This is a genomic window from Parvularcula sp. IMCC14364 (assembly GCF_030758415.1).
Taxonomy (GTDB): domain Bacteria; phylum Pseudomonadota; class Alphaproteobacteria; order Caulobacterales; family Parvularculaceae; genus Aquisalinus.
Window position 1 is genome coordinate 2,806,301 of sequence record NZ_CP132334.1, and the last position, 20,668, is coordinate 2,826,968.

The 20,668-nt window shown below is 55.3% G+C and carries 19 protein-coding genes; 10 read left to right on the forward strand and 9 right to left on the reverse strand.

Translation table 11 applies throughout. The features are described from left to right. Positions 1–119 precede the first annotated feature (119 nt). Both RAL90_RS13080 and RAL90_RS13085 read left to right on the forward strand, forming a co-directional pair. Positions 120–1,595, forward strand: coding sequence for an SLC13 family permease (locus RAL90_RS13080; protein WP_306251337.1), 1,476 nt, complete (start codon positions 120–122; stop codon positions 1,593–1,595). Between the two features lie 84 nt (positions 1,596–1,679). Continuing rightward, positions 1,680–2,177: a hypothetical protein gene (locus RAL90_RS13085; protein WP_306251339.1), complete on the forward strand. Its 498-nt coding sequence runs from the start codon at positions 1,680–1,682 to the stop codon at positions 2,175–2,177. A 14-nt stretch (positions 2,178–2,191) separates the two neighbouring features. Here RAL90_RS13085 and RAL90_RS13090 read toward each other — a convergent pair whose 3' ends face one another. Then, positions 2,192–3,415, reverse strand: coding sequence for an Nramp family divalent metal transporter (locus tag RAL90_RS13090; RefSeq protein ID WP_306251341.1), 1,224 nt, complete (start codon positions 3,413–3,415; stop codon positions 2,192–2,194). Between the two features lie 5 nt (positions 3,416–3,420). After that, on the reverse strand, positions 3,421–5,019 hold the full coding sequence (locus RAL90_RS13095; RefSeq protein WP_306251343.1) for a phosphoenolpyruvate carboxykinase: 1,599 nt from the start codon (positions 5,017–5,019) through the stop codon (positions 3,421–3,423). A 199-nt stretch (positions 5,020–5,218) separates the two neighbouring features. On the opposite strand from RAL90_RS13095, the gene RAL90_RS13100 reads away from it, so the two are divergent. After that, complete coding sequence (locus RAL90_RS13100; protein WP_306251345.1) at positions 5,219–6,556, forward strand: UDP-glucose/GDP-mannose dehydrogenase family protein; 1,338 nt, start codon at positions 5,219–5,221, stop codon at positions 6,554–6,556. Positions 6,557–6,628: 72 nt separating this feature from the next. Here RAL90_RS13100 and egtD read toward each other — a convergent pair whose 3' ends face one another. The 3 genes from egtD to RAL90_RS13115 form a co-directional block, all read right to left on the reverse strand. Beyond that, complete coding sequence (gene egtD / locus RAL90_RS13105) at positions 6,629–7,579, reverse strand: L-histidine N(alpha)-methyltransferase (protein ID WP_306251346.1); 951 nt, start codon at positions 7,577–7,579, stop codon at positions 6,629–6,631. A 6-nt stretch (positions 7,580–7,585) separates the two neighbouring features. Beyond that, positions 7,586–8,851, reverse strand: coding sequence for an ergothioneine biosynthesis protein EgtB (egtB, locus tag RAL90_RS13110; RefSeq protein WP_306251348.1), 1,266 nt, complete (start codon positions 8,849–8,851; stop codon positions 7,586–7,588). A gap of 64 nt (positions 8,852–8,915) precedes the next feature. Beyond that, a complete protein-coding gene (locus RAL90_RS13115; RefSeq protein ID WP_306251350.1) occupies positions 8,916–9,893 on the reverse strand; it encodes an NAD-dependent epimerase/dehydratase family protein in 978 nt (325 codons plus the stop codon). A gap of 144 nt (positions 9,894–10,037) precedes the next feature. On the opposite strand from RAL90_RS13115, the gene RAL90_RS13120 reads away from it, so the two are divergent. The 5 genes from RAL90_RS13120 (at position 10,038) to RAL90_RS13140 (ending at position 14,548) form a co-directional block, all read left to right on the forward strand. Next, positions 10,038–10,658, forward strand: a complete 621-nt coding sequence (locus RAL90_RS13120; RefSeq protein WP_306251352.1) for a nicotinate-nucleotide adenylyltransferase — start codon at positions 10,038–10,040, stop codon at positions 10,656–10,658. Between the two features lie 109 nt (positions 10,659–10,767). Next, positions 10,768–11,232 (forward strand): ribosome silencing factor, encoded by a 465-nt coding sequence (gene rsfS / locus RAL90_RS13125; protein WP_306251354.1) that lies wholly within the window; start codon positions 10,768–10,770, stop codon positions 11,230–11,232. A 61-nt stretch (positions 11,233–11,293) separates the two neighbouring features. Next, a complete protein-coding gene (locus RAL90_RS13130; protein ID WP_306251357.1) occupies positions 11,294–11,731 on the forward strand; it encodes a 23S rRNA (pseudouridine(1915)-N(3))-methyltransferase RlmH in 438 nt (145 codons plus the stop codon). A 22-nt stretch (positions 11,732–11,753) separates the two neighbouring features. Then, positions 11,754–12,983, forward strand: a complete 1,230-nt coding sequence (locus RAL90_RS13135; protein ID WP_306251359.1) for a murein hydrolase activator EnvC — start codon at positions 11,754–11,756, stop codon at positions 12,981–12,983. A gap of 125 nt (positions 12,984–13,108) precedes the next feature. Continuing rightward, positions 13,109–14,548: a S41 family peptidase gene (locus RAL90_RS13140; protein WP_306251361.1), complete on the forward strand. Its 1,440-nt coding sequence runs from the start codon at positions 13,109–13,111 to the stop codon at positions 14,546–14,548. Between the two features lie 136 nt (positions 14,549–14,684). On the opposite strand, the gene RAL90_RS13145 is transcribed toward RAL90_RS13140, so the two are convergent. Then, a complete protein-coding gene (locus RAL90_RS13145; protein WP_306251362.1) occupies positions 14,685–16,415 on the reverse strand; it encodes an AMP-binding protein in 1,731 nt (576 codons plus the stop codon). Between the two features lie 142 nt (positions 16,416–16,557). Here RAL90_RS13145 and RAL90_RS13150 point away from each other — a divergent pair, with 142 nt between their 5' ends. Together RAL90_RS13150 and RAL90_RS13155 are read left to right on the forward strand one after the other, a co-directional pair. Then, complete coding sequence (locus tag RAL90_RS13150; protein WP_306251364.1) at positions 16,558–17,760, forward strand: divergent polysaccharide deacetylase family protein; 1,203 nt, start codon at positions 16,558–16,560, stop codon at positions 17,758–17,760. Between the two features lie 7 nt (positions 17,761–17,767). Further along, the gene (locus RAL90_RS13155) at positions 17,768–18,265 is read left to right on the forward strand and encodes an RNA pyrophosphohydrolase (protein WP_306251366.1); all 498 of its coding nucleotides are present in this window, start codon (positions 17,768–17,770) and stop codon (positions 18,263–18,265) included. 20 nt (positions 18,266–18,285) lie between these two features. Here the strand turns inward: RAL90_RS13155 and RAL90_RS13160 are convergent, their stop codons facing one another. Genes RAL90_RS13160 through atpD form a run of 3 tightly spaced genes read right to left on the reverse strand, consistent with a single transcriptional unit; the run spans position 18,286 to position 20,629 of the window. Beyond that, a complete protein-coding gene (locus RAL90_RS13160) occupies positions 18,286–18,669 on the reverse strand; it encodes a F0F1 ATP synthase subunit epsilon (protein ID WP_306251368.1) in 384 nt (127 codons plus the stop codon). Between the two features lie 8 nt (positions 18,670–18,677). Then, a complete protein-coding gene (locus RAL90_RS13165; protein WP_306251370.1) occupies positions 18,678–19,193 on the reverse strand; it encodes a hypothetical protein in 516 nt (171 codons plus the stop codon). Next, a complete protein-coding gene (gene atpD, locus RAL90_RS13170) occupies positions 19,193–20,629 on the reverse strand; it encodes a F0F1 ATP synthase subunit beta (protein ID WP_306251372.1) in 1,437 nt (478 codons plus the stop codon). Before atpD ends, RAL90_RS13165 begins: the two co-directional genes overlap by 1 nt. Positions 20,630–20,668: the final 39 nt, after the last annotated feature.

The window sequence follows — 20,668 nt, forward strand, 5'->3', positions numbered from 1 at the left end:
CCCTAGCCGCCCTCCCGCCCGATGTCGAGCCTCACCCGCTCAGCCTGAACCGGAAACACATTTCCGAACATTCTCAATGTAACGGAATATGTTAGGGTCCAATAAAGAGGAGGGTTTGAATGTCAGCAGATCAGCGTGAGGGAGTCCCGCAGGGTTTGACACAGCGTATCGGGCTTTTTCTGGGGCCCTTGCTGGCCGTTGGATTATATGCGCTGGGCGCCCCCGAAGGCCTGTCACAGGCCGGATGGGTCGTGGCCTGCCTGACTGTCCTGATGGCTGTCTGGTGGGTAAGCGAGGCGATCCCGATCCCTGTCACGGCATTGCTACCGCTTGTTGTGCTGCCGGCCACAGGCGTGATGCCGATCAGCGAAGCTGCTGTCGGTTATGCCAACCGTGTTGTGATCCTGCTGATGGGGGGCTTCATCATTGCCAAATCGGTCGAGCGCTGGAACCTGCATACGCGCATTGCCCTCAATATTGTGGCACGCGCGGGCAGCAATCCGGCAGCCCTGATCGGCGGTTTCATGCTGGCCTCAGCCCTCTTGTCCATGTGGATTTCCAATACGGCCACCACCATTATGCTGGCCCCGATTGCGCTGTCAGTCGCCCGCTCGGTTCTGGGCGATGACATGGATGCGCCATTCACCCTCGCGATCCTGCTGGCCATTCCTTATAGCGCATCAATCGGCGGGCTTGGCACGCCGGTGGGCACGCCAACCAACCTGATTGTTATCTCCTACCTTGAAGACCAGTTTGGCCTGTCTATCAGTTTTGACCAGTGGATGATGCTTGGCCTCCCGGTTGTCGCCCTTATGTTGCCGGCCGCATGGCTGGTCTTGACCCGCTGGGGACTGAAACTGGAAGTGCGCTCAGGGGCTGCTGGCGCAGCAGCTGTGCGTGAGCGGCTCAGCAGCCTTGGGCGCATGAGCACACCTGAATTCCGGGTTCTTGTCTGTTTTCTGACCATCGCCCTGTTCTGGATGTTCCGGCGCCCGCTGAACAGCCTTGAGCTATTTGGCGTACAGCCGCTTGCGGGGTTCACGGATCATGTCATCGCGATTGCAGGCGCCATCCTGATGTTTCTCGTGCCATCCGGCGACAGGAAAAGGCGCGGCGCATTGCTGGACTGGCAAACAGCCGAGCAGATTCCCTGGGGCGTCTTGCTGTTGTTCGGCGGCGGTCTCAGCCTGGCGAGCGCGATTAGCGGTACGGGCCTTGCGGCATGGCTGGGTGACCAGATGGGCGGCGTCGCCACGCTGCCCCTGATCCTCATCATGCTCACACTGGTGATATTCGTGATCTTTGCCACAGAACTGACCAGTAATGTGGCGACTGTTTCCGCCCTGCTGCCCGTCATCGGTGCCATTGCCACAGGCGGCGAGATGAACCCGTTACTACTCGCAGCCCCGGCTGCCATGGCGGCAAGCTGTGCCTTTATGCTGCCCATCGCGACCGGGCCCAACGCAATCGTCTTCGCGACGGGCCATGTCCCTATCCGCAAGATGGCCGCTGTTGGTTTGCGTCTGAATGCCATCGGGATTATTCTGATAACACTGGCCGTTTATTTCATCGCGCCGCGCGTCTTCGGCACCTGACAGGACACACACAACGGCACGTGATTTCGACTTATCGCGTTATTCGTGCTATAGGACCCAGACATTTGAAGAGGAGTTTTCATTATGCCCATCCCTCGTCCCTTTATCGCAGGCTTTGCCGCCCTGGCCCTGGCGGCGTGTGCCAGCACGGTGCCAGCCTATCAGCAGGCCGGTTCTGACAGAAGTTACGGCTATCGTGACACAGCGATTGAAAGCAACCGCTACCGGATCAGCTATCGCGCGAAAAATTCCAGCGTTGCCAGTGATTACGCCTTGTTGCGGGCCGCAGAGCTGACACTTTCCAATGGCTATGACTGGTTTGAGATTGTCAGTGCCGATACAGAAAACAGTGCCAGGCGAAACGGTACCGGATCTTCCGTCAGGGTCGGTGGCTCCACCGGCAGTTATGGCAGCGGTGTTGGCGTTGGAATCGGGATCGGACTTGGCGGCGGGCAATCCTCTACGGAGAGCGTCCGGATCCTCGAGATCATCATGGGCGAAGGCGACAAGCCAAACTCTCCCAATGCCTATGACGCCCGGACAGTACAGCAGAATATCCGTCCTGTTATGAATGCAAGATAGCCGGGGATAATCCCCTACCCCCCTGTCAGGCGCGCGATCACAAGCCAGATGAGTCGTGCGCCAATCAGGAATGTCACGAGAACCACCAGTCCGCCCAATATATTGGCCGTCAGAGAGTTTACCTTCTCGCCAAGGATTGTCCTCTGGTTCATGGCATAGAGCAGAAAGACCGCGATGATTGGCAACAGCAAGCCGTTGGCGAGCTGTGCAAAAAGAATCACGGCAACTGGCCTGATGCCGGAAAGGGCAACCACCGTGCCAACAATCAGAACACTGAGGGCCACCAACCGGAAAGTCCGTGCCTTGCTGCCGCCTTTCAGGTCGAAACATTCGCTTACCGCGTAAGCTGTCGCCAGCGGCGCTGTGATTGCAGATGATAGGCCGGCAGCAAAAAGACCAATAGCGACCAGTCCAGCCGCAGCCGATCCAAAGCCTGGCTCCAGCTGACGAGACATGTCACCGGCATTTTCAACCACAAGACCGCTGCCAAAGACAGTCGCCGCCGCTGTGGACAGGATCAGAATGGAGACGAGCCCTCCAAGGCCCACAGATACAAATGTGTCACGCCGGGCCTGCCCCACAGCATCTTCGCCCTGCCAGCGCCCGCGTGACGCAGCGGCGTGCAGAAACAGATTATAAGGCACAACCGTTGTACCGATTAGGGCGAGCACAAGGGTGAGGCTGCCCGCTGGTATCGAGGGCCTCAAGCCGGCGAGGAACGGCCCAGGATCGGGCCTGACGACAAAGACCGCAATCAGAAAAGACAGGGCCATAATCAGCACCAAGCCTATCAGGCATTGCTCCAGCACACGATACGTACCCCGCCAGAGCAGAATGCCTGCGATCAAGGCCGTAACCGCGACATAGACCTCAAACGGGAGGCCCGTTTGTTCCAGCAACGTTGCCAGACCAAGCGCTGAGCCCGCAATGTTACCGGACTCATAAGCTGCATTGCCGATATAAAGCGCCGATAGCACCAGCCCAATGGCCGCATATCTGAATGCAGGCGATGGAAATGTCTGTATCAGGACGGCACCCAGCCCCTTGCCAGAGACAACACCCAGCCGGGCAGACATTTCCTGCAGAATTATGGCAGAAACCGTTGCGAAAACGAGCGCCCAGACGAGGGCGAAACCAAAACTCGCCCCTGCTACTGTGCAGGCCGTGACTGTACCCGGTCCAATAAACGCAGCAGCAACAAGTGCTCCCGGCCCTAATGGCAGTTTGATGCCGCGCATCAAATTCAGACGCGCGGTGCGGCGGCTTTTACCTCGTCGCTGACATAGGCTTCAAATTTGCCGAAATTCTCGACGAACATGCCGGCCAGTTTCGCCGCCTGCGCATCATAGGCGGACGGATCTTTCCACGTCTCGCGCGGGTTCAGTGTCTTGGCGAGCACTTCGTTCGCCTCAAGCGGCACTTCAAAGCCGAATGTCTCGTCAGTGCGAAACTCTTTGTTATTGAGGGAACCATCCAGTGCGGCGTTTAACAGAAGCCGCGTCACCCGGATTGGCATCCGCTCACCTTCGCCAAAAGGCCCACCTGTCCAGCCAGTGTTGACCAGCCAGCAGGTTACGTCATGCTCCTCAATCAGCCTGCCCAGCAAGTCGCCATAGACAGAGGGATGACGCGGCATGAACGGCGCGCCGAAACAGGTTGAGAATGTTGGCTGAGGCTCATTGCCAAGTCCCTTTTCTGTTCCCGCAACCTTGGCCGTGAAGCCGGAAAGAAAATGATACATTGCCTGCGCGGAGGTGAGCCGGGCAATCGGTGGCATGACCCCGAAAGCATCTGCCGTCAGCATAATGACGTTTTTGGGATGCCCCGCCACGCCGTCAAGATTGGCATTTGGAATAAACTCAATCGGATAGGCCCCGCGCGAATTTTCCGCCAGTGACGGGTCATCAAGATCCAGCGTGCGTGTGACCGGGTCCATCACCACATTTTCCAGCACTGTCCCGAAACGCTGTGTCGTCGCAAAGATTTCCGGTTCTGCCGTAGCTGACAGACGGATCATCTTGGCGTAACAGCCCCCCTCAAAATTGAACAGACCATATGGTGACCAGCCATGTTCATCATCACCGATCAGTTCACGATTCGGGTCTGCCGAGAGGGTCGTTTTACCCGTGCCTGAAAGGCCGAAGAAAATCGCTGAATCGCCCTGCTTGCCCACATTGACCGAACAATGCATCGGCATGATGCCTTTTTCCGGCAACAGATAATTCAAAATGGTGAAGACGGATTTTTTTGTTTCGCCCGCATAGGACGTACCACCAATCAGGATTGTCCGTCGGTCAAAATCACAGGCGATCACGGTATCCCCGTTAGTGCCATGACGGTCCGGGTTGGCCTGAAAACCCGGCAGATTCACGATTGTGAAACCGGACTGGAATTGCTCGAGTTCTCCTACATCAGGTCGGCGCAGCAAATGGCGAATGAACAGGGAATGCCAGGCAAGTTCGGTCACCACCCTGACACTCAGGCGATGGCGCGGGTCGGCCCCACCAAAAAGGTCCTGCACGAACAGTTCCTTGCCTTCAGCATAGGCAATCATGTCTTCTTTCAGCGCGTCAAACTGCTCTGGCGATATCTCCGCTGCATTGTCCCACCAGATATTGCCTTCAGACGCATAGTGACGAACGATGAATTTATCCTTGGCGGAGCGTCCGGTATGTTTGCCTGTCTTCACGACAAGAGGCCCATGCAGGGCAATTTCGCCTTCTCCGCGTTGAACGGACAGCTCGTAAAGCGCGGGCTCTTTCAAGTTGAGATATGTCTTTTTGAGATTCCGGAAACCGATATCACCGAGCAAGGGCTCGGCACCTAGCGCCGCTCCATCCATTATTATCCTCCAAACCACACTTTTTTATTTTTTCAAAGTTGCGCGTCCCTTTACAGGTTGCCCGGCAGCACTGCAAACTTTCACACGTGTTTTTTGCTGCTTTTTCATGGCCATCTGCACGACAGCAACGCTGGTCAAACGGAAAACAAGCGCGTAAGGAACCCCTCACTTAAATGGCTCAGAATGAAGGAGTAAGCCCATGCGTGTTGCGATGATCGGAACCGGATATGTTGGATTGGTCTCCGGCGCATGTTTTTCTGATTTTGGCCACACGGTCATCTGCGTCGACAAAGACGAAAGCAAGATTGACCGCCTGCAAAAAGGCGAGATCCCGATTTATGAGCCGGGTCTGGAAAAACTGGTGGCAGACAATGTCGCAGCTGAACGGCTATCCTTTACCACGGATCTCGGGGCGGCTGTGCCCGGTGCCGATGCCGTCTTCATCGCCGTTGGCACACCGTCACGTCGCGGCGACGGTTTCGCGGACCTGTCCTATGTCCATGCGGCAGCAGAAGAAATTGCGACATTGCTGCAGGGCTACACAGTGGTCATCACCAAATCGACCGTGCCTGTCGGCACCGGGGCCGAGGTTGAGGACATTATCACCCTTGAACGCAAGGACCTGAAGGCAGGGATCGATTTCTCCGTCGCCTCCAATCCAGAATTCTTGCGCGAAGGCGCTGCCATTGAAGACTTCAAGCGCCCGGACCGCGTGGTCTGCGGCGTAGAAGATGATCACGCCGCTGCCGTGATGCGTGAATTGTATCGCCCCCTGTTCATCAATGAAACGCCCATGGTCATTACCAACCGCGTGACGTCTGAGCTGATCAAATATGCGGCCAACGCCTTCCTCGCGACCAAGATCACCTTCATCAATGAAATGGCTGACCTTTGCGAAAAAGTGGGCGCAAATGTGCAGGAAGTCGCCAAAGGTATCGGCCTTGACGGTCGCATCGGTGGTAAGTTCCTTCATGCGGGTCCAGGCTATGGCGGCTCCTGCTTTCCAAAGGATACGCTGGCCCTCGTGCGCACAGCGCAACAATTCGAGGCGCCAACGAAAATTGTCGAGGCCGTTGTTGAAATCAATGATCGTCGTAAAAAAGCCATGGCAGAGCGCATCAAGACAGCTGCTGGTGGTGACCTTAAAGGCAAGACAATCGCGGTGCTCGGCCTGACCTTCAAGCCTAATACGGACGACATGCGTGACAGCCCCTCTCTGGATATTATCCCTGCCCTGATTGAAGCTGGTGCAGAAATCAGGGCCCATGACCCGGCTGGGATGGAAGAGGCCAGGAAACATTTTGGCGACACGATCATGTATTGTGACGGGCCCTACCATGCCCTTGAAGGTGCCGACCTTGCCACCATCATCACAGAATGGGATGCCTACAGAGCACTTGATATGGCGCGACTGAAATCACTCCTTTCAAGCCCGATCCTTGTGGACCTGCGCAATGTCTACAAACCGGACTATATGGCGGAAAACGGCTTTGATTATCACTCTATCGGCCGACCATCTGTGGCAGTTGAAGGCTGAATGCCTACGCGCGTCGCATTGCGTGATTTTCGCGTAACTTCGCTAACTTGTGCCGGTAAGGCAGAATAAGGGTCAGGCGCTGGCCAGAAAGACGCCGAACCAGCCCTTTGGATCCATCCATGTCTGCTTGAGATGCCACCCGGATTTCTCAAGCAGCTGCGCAAAGCTGCCGGGTGTATATTTATAGGAATACTCTGTGCGCACACGATCGCCTTTTACAAAGGCGAATGTTTCTCCGGCGACTTCAACCGCCTGATCTGCCAGCGATTCAATATAAATTTCTATGCGGCTCTTTTGAGTATTGAACATTGAGACATGGCGGAATTTGGCAATGTCAAAGTCTGCTGCCAACTCTTTGTTCATGCGTTCCAGCAGGTTGAGGGTGAATTTCTGCGTCACCCCCTCGCTGTCATCATAAGCGCGCTCGAGATACTCTGTCTTCTTGACAAGATCAGCGCTGATCAAGAGATGTGCTCCATCACCCAGAGCTTCCCGGGCACCGCGCAGGAACCGGGCAGCAACATCTTCAGGAAAATTGCCAATCGTTGACCCGGGAAAGAATCCAAGCCGACGTTTTTTGCGGGTAAACGCAGCCGGTAATTCGTAGGGGGCTGTCAGGTCAGCGACAAGCGGAATGATTTCCAGTTCCGGAAATAGCGTATGCAAATCTTCTGCAGCGTCCTGTAGAAATTCCTCAGCCACATCAATGGGCACATAAATATCCGGTGCCAGGGCACTGAGCAGGCGCCGCGTTTTGATACTTGCCCCGCTGCCAAATTCTGTCACGGCCATACCGGGACCAAACATCGCTGCCAGCGCTGGAAAAGCCTCATCAAAAATGGCCGCTTCCGTCCGCGTAAGATAATAATCCTCGACCTGCGTGATGTCCTCAAACAGGGCAGAACCCTGTGTATCATACAACCATTTGCTTGATATGGATGGCGGATCAGCTTTGAGACTGCGCAACACATCCTCGGCAAAGTCATCACTGGCCGAGTCGGCAAGCTGTTTTTTCTTCAGCATAATGAATTAGCAATCTTTGGCGAGCCGCAGCCCGGAGAATTGCCACCTTTTGTCTGGGTGAAAGAAATTTCTGTATGTGGGCCGAACATGCCCTTGTGGCGTCACGCAGGAGCCACCGCGCAGCACCATCTGGCCACTCATGAATTTGCCATTATATTCCCCGACGGCCCCACCCGAAACCCTGAAACCCGGATAGGGAGTAAACGGACTTTGCGTCCATTCCCACACATCCCCGAACATACCGGCCAACCCCTGCCGCGTTTGCGGACGAGGCCTGTAGCGCTCACTGTCAGCAAAATTGCCGTCACTCTCAACTGAATGGCTGGCATGTTCCCATTCATGTTCTGTTGGCAACCGCGCGCCAAACCATGTCGCAAAAGCATCAGCCTCATAATAGCTGATATGCGCAACCGGTGCATTTAGGTCCACTGGCTGTAAGCCGCGCAATGTCATTTGCTGCCACTGCCCATCAGCATCATGCCAGTATAAAGGTGCAGACCAGTTGCTATTCCGGGCAGCGTCCCAGCCATCCGCCAGCCATAAACTGGCAGTCGCATATCCACCGTCCTGCATAAAGGTTAGCCATTCGCCGTTCGTGACGGCTCGCCCTGCCAGAGCGAAAGGCCGCAGCAGCGCTTCATGGCGCGGGCGCTCGCAGTCAAACGCAAATGCGTCACCGCGATCGCCCGTCTCAACCACGCCGCCAGCGAACTGATGCCAGACAATATCTGGCGGGCCATCTTCCCTGATAACTTCAAGTGGCACCGGGTTACGATATGCGGGCTTCAGGGGGTTTTGCGCGAAGAGATGCAAAATATCCGTCAGGAAAAGTTCCTGGTGCTGCTGTTCATGGTGCAGGCCAAGCTCAAGCAGCGTACTTATCTGGCTACTGACAGCCTCGCCAGAGATGGCCATCACAGCTTCATCCACATGATTGCGATAGGCTTTTATGTCATCCAGTGAGGGACGGGTCAGCAAACCACGTGACGGGCGCGGGTGTCGTGCGCCAACCGCTTCATAATAGGAATTGAACAGAAAATTGTAATCCGGATTAAACAAAGTGTAATTGCGGATATGTGGTACAAGGACAAAAGTTTCAAAGAACCAGCTTGTATGGGCCAGATGCCATTTTGACGGACTTGCATCCGGCATGGATTGGGCTGTCGCATCTGCGTCTGTCAGGCCCTCTGCCAGGCAGGATGTCTCATTTCTGATACGCAGGTACGCGTCCTGTAAATGGGACAATTTCTGAGCTGGTGAATTTTCAGCCACTTGATATCTCCTGCCGGTGGTCTTTGCAGGATGCTCCCGTGAATACAACAGGCAACGGGTAATTTTATGGGCAAAAACTGCTCGCCCTGTACCATTTCACAAATTCTTCAATACCCTCTTCAAGGGGCACTGTCGGCGAATAGCGCAGCTCTGAACGGGCGCGTGAAATATCTGCCCACGTATGAACCACATCACCTTTCTGCATTTCAGTGTACTCTTTTTCGGCCTCCCGGCCCATCCCCTTTTCCACCAGATGCACAAGGCTCATCAACTCTTCCGGGTGATCATTGCCGATATTGTAAACTCGATGGGGGACAGCCATGCCAGAGAGCACGGCCGATTTGTCGAGCGCAGCGAGAACACCGCTCACCACATCATCAACATAAGTAAAGTCACGCCCCATGCGGCCATTGTTGAAAATTCTGATGGGCTCCTGTCGCCGGATTTTCTCTGAAAAAATCCAGTAGGCCATGTCGGGCCGCCCCCACGGGCCGTAAACGGTGAAAAACCGCAGGCCCGTTAACGGCAGGCCGTACAGCCGGGCGTAAGAGTTGGCCAACAACTCATTGGATTTTTTTGTGGCCCCGTAAAAAGACACCGGGTCGTCCGTCATGTCGCCTTCACTGAACGGTGTCTTGCGGTTGCCACCATAAACTGAAGACGAGGAAGCATAGACCATATGCCGCACTTCCAGCTTCTGCGCGAGCGCAAGCATATTGGCATGACCAACCAGATTGGAGGCCACATAGGCGGCCGGATTCTCGATTGAATACCGCACCCCCGCCTGTGCCGCCAGATGCACAATGCGGCTGATGCCCTTGCCATCCACAGCCTTGGCAAGCGCATCTGCCTCAGCGAGCTCTGCCTGAACAAAGGTGAAATCAGGATGACTTTCAAGCTGTTTGAGGCGTCCCTGCTTGAGGTCTGTAGAGTAATAGGCGTTCAGATTGTCGATACCGACAACCTTGTCGCCGCGCGCCAACAGCCCTTTCGCGGTGTGAAAGCCGATGAACCCGGCAGCACCCGTCAGTAAAACGACCATCTGTTACTCCACCTCGTTTTGGGCCTGATCAATTCAGGGCCTTGTGACTGATCCTGCAAACGCCGTCAAACACGCGCCTGGCAAAGCGTTGTCTTTTCAGAATCTTACATGATAAGTCGCTGTCTTGCGATGAAGGGTTTTTGCATGCGGGCGACACGCAACCTGTTTGATGGCCTGACCATCGGCCTTCTGGGTGGCTCCTTCAACCCGCCCCATGACGGCCATCGGCAAATCTCCCTGACAGGCCTGCAACGCATGAATCTGGATTATGTCTGGTGGCTTGTCACCCCCGGCAACCCGCAAAAGCGGGGGGCAGACTATGCCAGCCTTGAGGCCCGCATGGTGGCGGCCCGCAACTGCGCCAGCCATCCGCGCATCCTCATCAGTGATTACGAAGCCCGCCACGGCCTGACCTATACGGCCAATACCATCCGGTCTCTGAAAAGCCGTTTCCCGAAGACCCGTTTTGTCTGGATGATGGGCGCAGATAATCTGGCCGGTTTTCATACCTGGCAAGACTGGCGACTGATTGCCGCCAATGTGCCACTAGCGGTTTTCAATCGCCCGGGCCACACCATAGCTTGCCTGCGCTCCCCTGCGGCCCAGACCATGGATCAGTATCGGCATCCCGTGGAGGCGGCGGCCCGGCTGGCGCACTTGTCAGCACCTGCCTGGATATACTTCCCCCATATCTATAATGAGATGAGTTCAACAGCGATCCGGCAATCCAATCAGGACTGGAAGGCACTGCTTGCCAGCCGCTAAAATCGCGCACGATCTGTTTGACCATGACGACGCAACAACCGTTCACTTTTGCTGCGAAAAGTGTTATCTGTTATCGGCGGCGATTTTGTGTCCGCGTTGTAAATGGAGGATGGCGCTGAATTCTCAGTCCAGCGAAGCAACAGCCAGTAATGGCAAAGTTTCAACAGGGTCGAACATTGCTGGTTCATATGACGACCTGGCGGCCAAAAAAAATGCAGCTAAAATACGGGATATGGTCCTTAAACAGCTGGAAGACGACAAGGCCGAAAACATCATCTCAATCAACCTTGATGGAAAGTCGGATGTGGCTGACGCGATGATTATCGCTTCAGGCAGATCACAACGCCATGTGGGTGCGCTTGCCGATCACATCGCGCGGGAAATCAAGGACAAGGGACATGGCAGCCCTTCTGTTGAAGGGATGCCTGCCTGTGACTGGGTCCTCATCGACACAGGCGACCTTATCGTCCATCTGTTCCGTCCGGAAGTGCGCGACTTTTACAACCTTGAGCGAATCTGGTCGCCAGAGGCCTTCGCTGAACCGGGTAAAGTCACCAAGCCGGCAAGTCATTAGGGCATATGCAGGTTTCGATCGGGGCTGTCGGCTACCTGAAAAAGGGGCCGGAGCATGAGTTGTGTCCGAATATTCTCGCCGCTTCAACGGCATCGGCGCGCAGCTTGGCCTGAAAGGCATCCGGATAAACGAAATAGAAGTTGGCAAATCATTGCCCCGCACAAAGCGTCAGGCGCTGGAAGCTGAACATCTTCTGACCCCGGTTACCCCCAGCGATACGCTCATCTGTCTGGATGAACGCGGCAAGACCATCGGCAGCCGGGATCTGGCACAGATGATCGCTATTGAAAGAGACAATGGTGCCAGTACCACATGGTTCCTGATTGGCGGGGCTGACGGGCATGGCCCTGCCGTCTCTGATCTGGTCAGTAGCTCGAAGGCACGAGCCATCTCATTTGGCAAGGCAACCTGGCCACATATGCTGGTGCGGGTAATGCTGGCGGAACAATTATATCGCGCCGCCACCATTCTGGGAAAACATCCCTATCACAGAGACTGAGAATCTGACCAATGATGAGATAATGAAATCACTCCTGCCATATGCCCTGAGCCTTCTTGTCGCCGCGCCGGCTCATGCCCTGGCCCTGCCTCAACAGATAGATCAGGAGCAGCGCCTGAAAGAAATTGAAGCGCAGCTGGAAAACAACACGCGCAACGCTGAGGAGATGAAGCAGATCGTTCCCTTACGCGAGCAGGAACTTGCCGGTCTGCGCGCCCGACTTATCGAAAGCGCAGACTCCCTGAAAGAAGCGGAAACCAGCGCGACCCGCATCGAACGCCGACTGGAAGACCTGGAAACTGAAGCCCTGTTGGTGCAGCAGGATCTGGATACGCGCCAGCGCGAAATCAGTGACATTCTGGCAGCGCTGCAATCACTTGAGCGCTCAAAACCGCCTGCTCTTGCAGTCTCGCCCGGCGATGCGGCAAAAGCTGCCCGTGCTGCCATGACCCTTTCCGGTACAGTACCGGACCTTCAGGTCAAAGTTGACGAGTTGCAGTCCGTTATCGACAGGAATGCCTTGCTGCAACGCCAGATGCGCGATGAGCGCACCACGCTGTTACAATCTTACGACGAACTGGATGCCCGCAGCCAGATACTTGAAGACCAGTTCCAGCAGAAGCAGCGCGAGTTTCAGGAAGTCAATGACACTCTCGCCCGGCTTGAAGAAGAGAACACACGTCTTGCCCGGGAAGCGACATCGATCCGCGAGTTGCTGCTGCGCCTGAACGAACGCGCAAACGCTGAAGACGCCCTGCCCGTGCCGCGCCTGCGCCCCTCGGCAAACACACCTGCCATCTCCGGCGAAAGTCTGGCGCGCCGTCCTGATCTCAACATCTATAATGAACTGCCGCGCCAGTTCAGCGCGGCACGGGGCAAGCTGCCTCTGCCCGTTTCAGGTCGCATGACCCGCAAATTCGGCAGTCAGGCAGATGGCGAAGCCCTGGAAGGGCTGCGCATCGAAACCCGCGGCGGCGCCATTGTCACCTCCCCCTTCAACGGCAAGGTCGTTTTTGCCGAGAGCCTTGGCCGCCTTGGCAATGTTTTCATCCTTGATGTGGGGGAAAACTACCATGTCATCATGATGGGCATCGCCAGTCTGGAAGTGTCAGCCGGAGAGCAGATAAATGCCGGTGAGCCGATTGGTTACATGTCCGATGCCAATGAGCGTGAAGAGTTACATTTCGAGATCAGGCGCAATCGCGAGCCGCTGGATCCGGCCAAATGGTTCACGGGGAGTCTTACCGGCTGAATTCTAACCGAATTTACCCAAAATTTAATGTCCATCCTCAACACAATAGCGGGATTGGGCATTTGCAGAAGCCGGAAGGTCATGCAAGTATTCCAGTCTGAAAAATCGAGAAAAGGTCCGTTCGTATGGTCGATCAAAAAGCCCGTCATCAGAAATCAGCCCGGCACGCACGCCAGACGACAAACAGGAAGTCACCGAACAGAAAGACATCGCTTTCCGTTATCGCTGCTTCTGCCCTGACCGGCAGTGCCATCACCGCCATTCTGATGACAAGTGGCTTTGCCCGGTCGACCGTTGGCCCGGACATCTTTCGCCAGCTTGATCTGTTTGGCGATGTCATCACCCAGGTGAACCAGAATTATGTAGTGGAGCCCGATAATGGCGATCTCATTGAAGGGGCCATTGACGGGATGCTGAACAGCCTTGATCCGCATTCCAGCTATCTCAACGCTGAAGACCTGCAAACCATGCAGGAACAGACACGCGGCGAATTTGCCGGTCTGGGCATTCAGGTAACCATGGACAATGAAGGCCGTGGCCGTGGTCTGGTGCGCGTTGTTTCTCCGATTGACGATACGCCAGCTGACCGCGCCGGTATGCAGACCAATGATCTGATCTATGAAATTGATGGACAGGCCGTTTTCGGCATGACCCTGACCGATGCCATCGCCCTGATGAAAGGGCCACGTGGCACTTCCGTTGACCTGAAGCTGCTGCGCGAAGATGTGCGCGAGCCGATTGATCTGACACTGGTGCGCGATACAGTCACCGTCAACCCGGTAGTCTCCCGCGTCGAGCGCGACAATTTCGGCTATGTCCGACTCGCTCAGTTTACAGAGCAAACCTACCCGAAAATGGTCGATGCCATCGAAGCATTGGACAAGGAAATTCCGGGTGGCATGCGCGGCCTGGTGCTTGACCTGCGCAGTAATCCCGGCGGGTTGCTGGATCAGGCAGTCGCAGTTTCCGATGCCTTCCTAGAAGGTGGTGAAATTGTCTCCACCCGTGGCCGCCGCGCCAAGAACACCATGCGCGAGCTTGGCACACCCGGCGATATCCTTGACGGGCGCCCGCTGATTGTCCTCGTCAATGCAGGATCAGCCTCAGCCTCTGAAATTGTCTCAGGCGCTGTACAAGACCGCAATCGTGGTCTGGTTGTCGGCACAAAGACTTTCGGCAAAGGGTCTGTACAGACTGTATTGCCTCTGCAAAACGGCCTTAGCGGGGCGCTGCGCCTGACAACGGCGCGTTATTATACGCCATCCGGTCGCTCCATTCAGGCACTTGGCATCATGCCAGACATTGTGCTGGAAATAACGCGCCCGGATCAGGAAGAGCCTCTTGAAGCCCGCAGTGAAAGTGATCTTCAAGGCGCACTCGCTGCAGAAATTCGCGGCGATGCAGACGTGACGACAGAGACGGATGAAAATGACACATCTCTCTTTGTTGAGCCGATCCTGTGTGAGGAAGAGGAAGATTGCCAGCTGCAACGCGCACTTGATATCCTCGCCGATGGCACAGAATTCACACAGTATCTGGCGGATGCAAGTTCAATCCAGCGGTAAATTATACCCCTGAATGATGCTGGCAGGTGTTCATCCATGCGCGACAGGCAACCTTGTGCGCGCAGGAGGGAAACGAACAATAGCTAGAATATGGCGGGTCCTGCTACAGGTTGATAGCTGACAGGTCAGGTCGTCGTTACTTCTGGCTTTCAGCCAGCTTCTTTTTCGCCATGCTCGTAAGCAGCACATAGTCAACCTTGCCTGAGCCAAGGGTTGGAATGTCTTCGACACTCAGGATTTTACGCGGCACTGCCAGTTCCGGCACGCCATGTGATTGTGCCCATGACAGAAGAAGTGACCTGTCCGGGTCCTGACATTCGGTCATCAGGATGATCTGCTCACCTTTTTTCGGGTCAGGCAGGATGACTGCTGCATGTAGGAAGTCTGGCCAGACCACGGAGGCGCAATTTTCAACAACGGCGAGCGAGACCATTTCGCCGCCAAGTTTGGCAAAGCGCTTGACCCGGCCACGGATAGACATGTAGCCGCCGCCATCAATATGTACGATATCACCCGTATCATGCCAGCCATCTTCCAAAGGCACGATCACCCCCGGGTTATCCGGCTTCAGATAGCCTTTCATGACGTTGGGGCCGCGCAAAAACAGGCGGCCACCACTTGTCAGCCCGTCTACAGGCTCAAGTTTTGTTTCAATACCCGGCAGCAGTTTGCCCACCGTGCCAGGGCGGATGTCGCCTGGCTGGTTGGCAGCGACAACCGGCGCCGCTTCGGTCATGCCGTACCCTTCCAGCACATTGAAACCGAAACGGGAGCGGGCCAGCGCCCGTGTTTCATCCTTCACATGCTCTGCGCCACACACGGCATAGCGCAGGGAAGACAACGCGCCTTCCTGCGCAGATTTTAGATAGCGGTGCAGGAAAGTGTCTGTCGCAAAAATAATTGTCGCGCCGGTTTTACGGATGACTTCCGGCACGATTTTCACATGCAGGGGCGATGGATACGGCACAAGCTTTTTGCCATCGAGCAACGGGAATAAAGCTCCTGCAGTCAATCCATAGGAATGGAAGATCGGCAAGGGATTGAAAATGATGTCGCCTGGATCAAGCTCCACATGTTCTTTGATCTGTTCGACATTGGCCACCAGATTTTGCTGGCTGAGGACAACACCTTTTGGCTCCCCTTCCGTGCCTGATGTGAAGAGAACGACACCCGGTTGCTCGGGGTCCAGCGGCCTGCGCACAAGAGCCGGGAATATCGGTCCGACCACAGCGCAAATTTTGTCCAGCGTGGAAAGGTTTTCGCGTATGTCTTCGAGATAGATAATCTCTGCCTTGGTCTTTAATTCCTCGACCAGGTCCTGCAACTCAGCCAGTTCAATAAACTTGTGAGCTGTAATGATCGTTTTTATTTTTCCCGTGCGCAGAGCAGAAAAAAGATTTTTTGTCCCCGCACTGAAATTCAACATCGCGGGCACACGGCCATAGACCTGACAGGCGAGGAATGCGATGATACCGCCTGCACTGGTTGGCATCAGCACCCCGACATTTTCCCCCTTTGCCGTATGACGCCGGAAAGCACTGCCAAGGGCAAAGACACCCTGCAGCAGTTTCTCATAGGTCACGGTGTTGCCGTCAGCTTCCTCAATGGCAATCGTGTTCTTGTTGACCCGACTGCGTGTCTTGAGAAGGCGCGCCAGAACGGTGGTCCTCGATTTTGCCCGAATCTTGCGCTGTGATTTACGCGCCTCCAGGGCGCGGCGCTCTTCAGCGGCCTCTTCTTCGCGGCGCTCAGCCGTTTCCGTCAATCCGCCAGCATTAACTGCTTCAGGGGTTTTTTCAGGCTTCAGACCGGCGGTGCTTTGCGGATCTGCGAGGTCAACTTCGGTCTGGTTCGTTTCTTCTGTCATTTTTTGTTTCTATGCTTTTTCAACAGGTTACCCTGCAAAACTTATGTCTGTCGAGATGAGTCTCAAGACCAGGACAGAGAATTTGTGATCGTTAACCATTCCCCAATAAACTCTGTGCGACGGATGATTTGGCAGAACGCAGATGAAAACACGCAAAAAAAATGGCTTGAGCCGTCTTACCTGGGCCTGGATTGGTCTTTTTGCCGCAATCTTTGGCATTGTCGGTGCGGTGATGGTGTTTGGTGACAGCCTCACCCAGCCACCTGAAACCGTGCTTTCCCTTGACGGAGAGCCGGAGACATTCGCGCGCATTGACCGCCTGGAAACAGGCACCGCAAGCCTGTTGCAGGAACCGATCGGTGTCACACCGACAGCTACAGACAACGCCAGCGCTGAACCAACAGCGGCTTCTTCGCCGCCGCCGATAATCACCACCAGCGTCGCCACGCCTGAGGATGCGGTCGCTCTTGAAGGAGACAGCGCCACGGTGATCATGCTGGAAGACCTGCCAGAAACCTCCACGGCCAGGACGGTGCAGATTGCAAAACCAGTCATTCCCGCCCCAACAGGGGCAGCACCGCCAGAGCCTGACCCTGCCCTCAGTGTCACCCGCGCCAACGGCCTTTATCCGGCTGTTGCGCCTGATGGGCGAGAAGCCTCACGATATTATCGCCGCAGTTTCAATGACCCGGAAAAACGTCCGCGCGTAGCTCTGATCGTCGCGGGCCTTGGCCTTTCTACCAGCCTGACAGCGCAGGCAATCAACGACCTGCCGCCGGAAATTACCCTGGCCTTCGCACCTTACGCGAGGGACCTGCCACAATGGTCGCAACAGGCCCGTGATGCGGGCCATGAACTGGTACTGGAACTGCCCATGGAGGCAACCGGCGTGCCCATCGAAGCGCTCGGTCCTGCAGCTTTGCTCAGCTCCCGCAGCGCCGCTGAGAACCAGCAGCGCCTCGACTGGATCCTGTCCCGTTTTCAGGGCTATTTTGCTGTCACAAATTATCTCGGTGGATCCTTCTCCGCCAACCGCACAGCCATCAATCCTGTTTACACGCAACTGCAACAAGCCGGTCTGGCCATGTTCGGGGACAGCGAAATTGACGCCGGCACCTTCACGTCAAGTGGCCTCACACGGGCACGAGCGGACTTTCTCGTCAGCCCGGATCAGGCAGCCGACCGCATCAACTTTGAGGTCATCGAAGCCACGGCGACAGAGACAGGCGCGGCGCTGGTCAAGATTTACGCTACAGAGCAATCTCTGGCGCAGATCAGCCGCTGGGCGAAATCATTACCGGAACGCGGGATCATGCTTGCTCCGGCCTCCTCGATGCTGCAATAGCAAAGATATGAAGCAGCCTGACTATCTCGACCAGTACAGACCCAATGTGGGCATTTGCCTGTTCAACCGAAAAGGTCAGGTCTGGCTTGGCCATCGCAATGACACCGACAGCCAATATGCCTGGCAGATGCCCCAAGGCGGCATGGATGAAGGTGAGCATCCGCGCGAAGCAGCCTTTAGAGAATTATATGAAGAAACGGGCGTTAAATCGGTCCGGCTTCTTGCCTGTACGCCGGGTTGGCTGGTCTACTCATTTCCTGAAGACTATCGCAGCCGGAAAAAGAGAAACTGGATGGGCCAACGTCAAAAATGGTTCGCCATGCTGTTTGAAGGCAAGAACAGCGAAATCAATCTTGATGCACACGAAGAAAAGGAATTTTCTGACTGGCGCTGGGGTGAACTGCAGGAAACGCCGGGGCTGATTATCCCGTTCAAGGCTGGTGTATATGCCGAAGTGGCTGAATCTTTTCAGCCACTGTCAGACTGGCTGAAAGCAACCAACTGAGTAGCTATTCTGCGCGCCAATTACAGGCGGCCAAGAACTTCTATAGCGCGCTGCGCGGCGAGGTTTTCCTCTGGCGTTTGTGCAGCTTGCAGATCATTGTTGGCTGCATTTTTCTGCTCACCCAGCAGGTCACCTTTCAGGTCTTCCACACGGATCGCCTGTTCAGCAAGCACGGTAAGCCCTTCTGGAGTGACATCAGCAAAACCACCGCGCACAAAAATACGATCTTCTGAAGAACCGTCCTTCACAACGACGATACCTGGCAGCATGGTAGACATCATCGGGGCGTGCTTTGCAAAGACTTCAAAGTCACCATCAGCGCCCGGTACAACGACCTGCTCCACTTCTCGTGCAACAAGCTCCCGCTCAGGACTGACTAGACTGAATTTCAACTTTTCTACCATGATCTTATCTATTCCTCAGCATCCACAGCACTGTCAGAAAGCAGCGTAAATTTCAGCGCATAAGTCTGCTTTATATCATTACCAACGAACGCAATATGATCCGGCGCATTTGCACCGTATTTATCGCTGAAATCCGCAATCTCGACCTCAGCCAGATACTTCAATTCACTGTAATTACCACGCACCGCAATGACAGAGCATTCTGACGCTTTCTCGTTGATGGCAACCAGTACAGGCGCTGACGTAAAGACCGCGTTGTAAAAAACTTCATCCGGGCTTTTGCGGTATTGCTCTCCAGCCCCGCTAAAAGCCTGAAACCCGCGCATTTCCGCCAACGCAGCATGGGAAATGTTACGCTCAAGTGAACTGAAACAGATATCCCTCACGGCGGTTACAAAAACTTCCTGCGGCGGTATCGCCGGTAACGCAGGCGGCTTGGCGCGATAGGCGAACCCACCTGTGCCACAGGCGGAAAGCATGGCGGCAGCCAGCACAATAAGGAAAGTCTGCCGCCAATACATCATCAGGCGGCCTCTGCTGCCATTTTCTCGGCTTTCTTGATGGCTTCATCAATCGAGCCAACCATGTAGAAAGCACCTTCCGGCATGTGGTCGTAATCACCGGCCACAAGCCCTTTGAAGCCCCGAATAGTATCTTCCAGCGGCACCTGAACGCCCGGTGAGCCAGTGAACACCTCAGCCACGTCAAATGGCTGCGACAGGAAGCGTTCAACCTTCCGTGCACGGGCAACAACCAGCTTGTCCTCTTCAGACAGCTCATCCATGCCGAGAATGGCAATGATGTCCTGCAGGGATTTATAACGCTGCAGAATACCCTGTACGTCACGGGCAACCTGATAGTGATCTTCACCAATCACACGCGGGTCAAGAATACGGGACGTTGAGTCAAGCGGATCAACCGCTGGATAAATCCCTTTCTCCGCAATCGCCCGGTTAAGAACGGTTGTCGCATCAAGGTGCGCAAAAGATGTGGCCGGTGCCGGGTCAGTCAGGTCATCGGCTGGCACGTAAACAGCCTGTACGGATGTAATCGACCCTTTGGTTGTCGTTGTAATACGCTCCTGCAAACCACCCATATCCGTTGCCAGTGTCGGCTGATAGCCCACAGCAGATGGAATGCGGCCCAACAGCGCCGATACTTCGGAACCGGCCTGGGTAAAGCGGAAGATATTGTCCACGAAGAACAGAACGTCCTGACCCTGATCACGGAAGTGCTCGGCAACGGTGAGACCTGTCAGGGCCACACGGGCACGCGCGCCTGGAGGCTCATTCATCTGGCCATAGACCAGTGCAGCTTTTGAACCTTCAGGTGACCCACCATTGGCTTTCGGGTCCTTGTTCACATTCGATTCGATCATCTCCCAGTAAAGGTCATTGCCTTCACGGGTCCGCTCGCCGACACCAGCAAACACGGAATACCCACCATGCGTTTTGGCGATGTTGTTGATGAGCTCCATAATCAGAACTGTCTTGCCAACACCGGCACCGCCAAACAGGCCAATCTTGCCGCCCTTGGCATATGGACAAAGCAGATCAACAACCTTGATGCCCGTTACCAGAACTTCGGATTCTGTAGATTGCTCAACAAACTCAGGTGCGAGCTGGTGAATTTCACGTTTGGTATCGTGCGCAATGGGTCCTGCTTCATCCACAGGTTCGCCAATCACGTTCATGATGCGGCCAAGCGTGCCCTCACCAACTGGCACGGAAATCGCTGAGCCGGTATCTGTTACTTTCTGCCCGCGCACCAGACCCTCGGTCGAGTCCATCGCGATGGTCCGCACAGTATTTTCACCAAGATGCTGGGCCACTTCAAGCACCAGACGGTTGCCGTTGTTATCAGCTTCCAGCGCATTCAGGATGGCTGGCAGATTCTCGTCGAACTCAACGTCCACGACCGCCCCGATGACCTGGGAGATACGTCCTTGTTGTCCACTCATTCTTTTTCTTCCTTACATTTCGTGGCTGCCGAAACAGCC

What these genes read in the sequence shown, in the direction of transcription:
- RAL90_RS13120 (WP_306251352.1), top strand. Translation starts at nt 10,038, where the DNA reads ATGCGGGCGACACGCAACCTGTTTGATGGCCTGACCATCGGCCTTCTG.
- RAL90_RS13100 (WP_306251345.1), top strand. Translation starts at nt 5,219, where the DNA reads ATGCGTGTTGCGATGATCGGAACCGGATATGTTGGATTGGTCTCCGGC.
- egtD (WP_306251346.1), bottom strand. Translation starts at nt 7,579, where the DNA reads ATGCTGAAGAAAAAACAGCTTGCCGACTCGGCCAGTGATGACTTTGCC.
- RAL90_RS13095 (WP_306251343.1), bottom strand. Translation starts at nt 5,019, where the DNA reads ATGGATGGAGCGGCGCTAGGTGCCGAGCCCTTGCTCGGTGATATCGGT.
- atpD (WP_306251372.1), bottom strand. Translation starts at nt 20,629, where the DNA reads ATGAGTGGACAACAAGGACGTATCTCCCAGGTCATCGGGGCGGTCGTG.
- RAL90_RS13145 (WP_306251362.1), bottom strand. Translation starts at nt 16,415, where the DNA reads ATGACAGAAGAAACGAACCAGACCGAAGTTGACCTCGCAGATCCGCAA.
- rsfS (WP_306251354.1), top strand. Translation starts at nt 10,768, where the DNA reads ATGGCGCTGAATTCTCAGTCCAGCGAAGCAACAGCCAGTAATGGCAAA.
- RAL90_RS13090 (WP_306251341.1), bottom strand. Translation starts at nt 3,415, where the DNA reads ATGCGCGGCATCAAACTGCCATTAGGGCCGGGAGCACTTGTTGCTGCT.
- RAL90_RS13080 (WP_306251337.1), top strand. Translation starts at nt 120, where the DNA reads ATGTCAGCAGATCAGCGTGAGGGAGTCCCGCAGGGTTTGACACAGCGT.
- RAL90_RS13160 (WP_306251368.1), bottom strand. Translation starts at nt 18,669, where the DNA reads ATGGTAGAAAAGTTGAAATTCAGTCTAGTCAGTCCTGAGCGGGAGCTT.
- RAL90_RS13155 (WP_306251366.1), top strand. Translation starts at nt 17,768, where the DNA reads ATGAAGCAGCCTGACTATCTCGACCAGTACAGACCCAATGTGGGCATT.
- RAL90_RS13165 (WP_306251370.1), bottom strand. Translation starts at nt 19,193, where the DNA reads ATGATGTATTGGCGGCAGACTTTCCTTATTGTGCTGGCTGCCGCCATG.
- RAL90_RS13140 (WP_306251361.1), top strand. Translation starts at nt 13,109, where the DNA reads ATGGTCGATCAAAAAGCCCGTCATCAGAAATCAGCCCGGCACGCACGC.
- RAL90_RS13115 (WP_306251350.1), bottom strand. Translation starts at nt 9,893, where the DNA reads ATGGTCGTTTTACTGACGGGTGCTGCCGGGTTCATCGGCTTTCACACC.
- RAL90_RS13085 (WP_306251339.1), top strand. Translation starts at nt 1,680, where the DNA reads ATGCCCATCCCTCGTCCCTTTATCGCAGGCTTTGCCGCCCTGGCCCTG.
- RAL90_RS13135 (WP_306251359.1), top strand. Translation starts at nt 11,754, where the DNA reads ATGAAATCACTCCTGCCATATGCCCTGAGCCTTCTTGTCGCCGCGCCG.
- RAL90_RS13150 (WP_306251364.1), top strand. Translation starts at nt 16,558, where the DNA reads ATGAAAACACGCAAAAAAAATGGCTTGAGCCGTCTTACCTGGGCCTGG.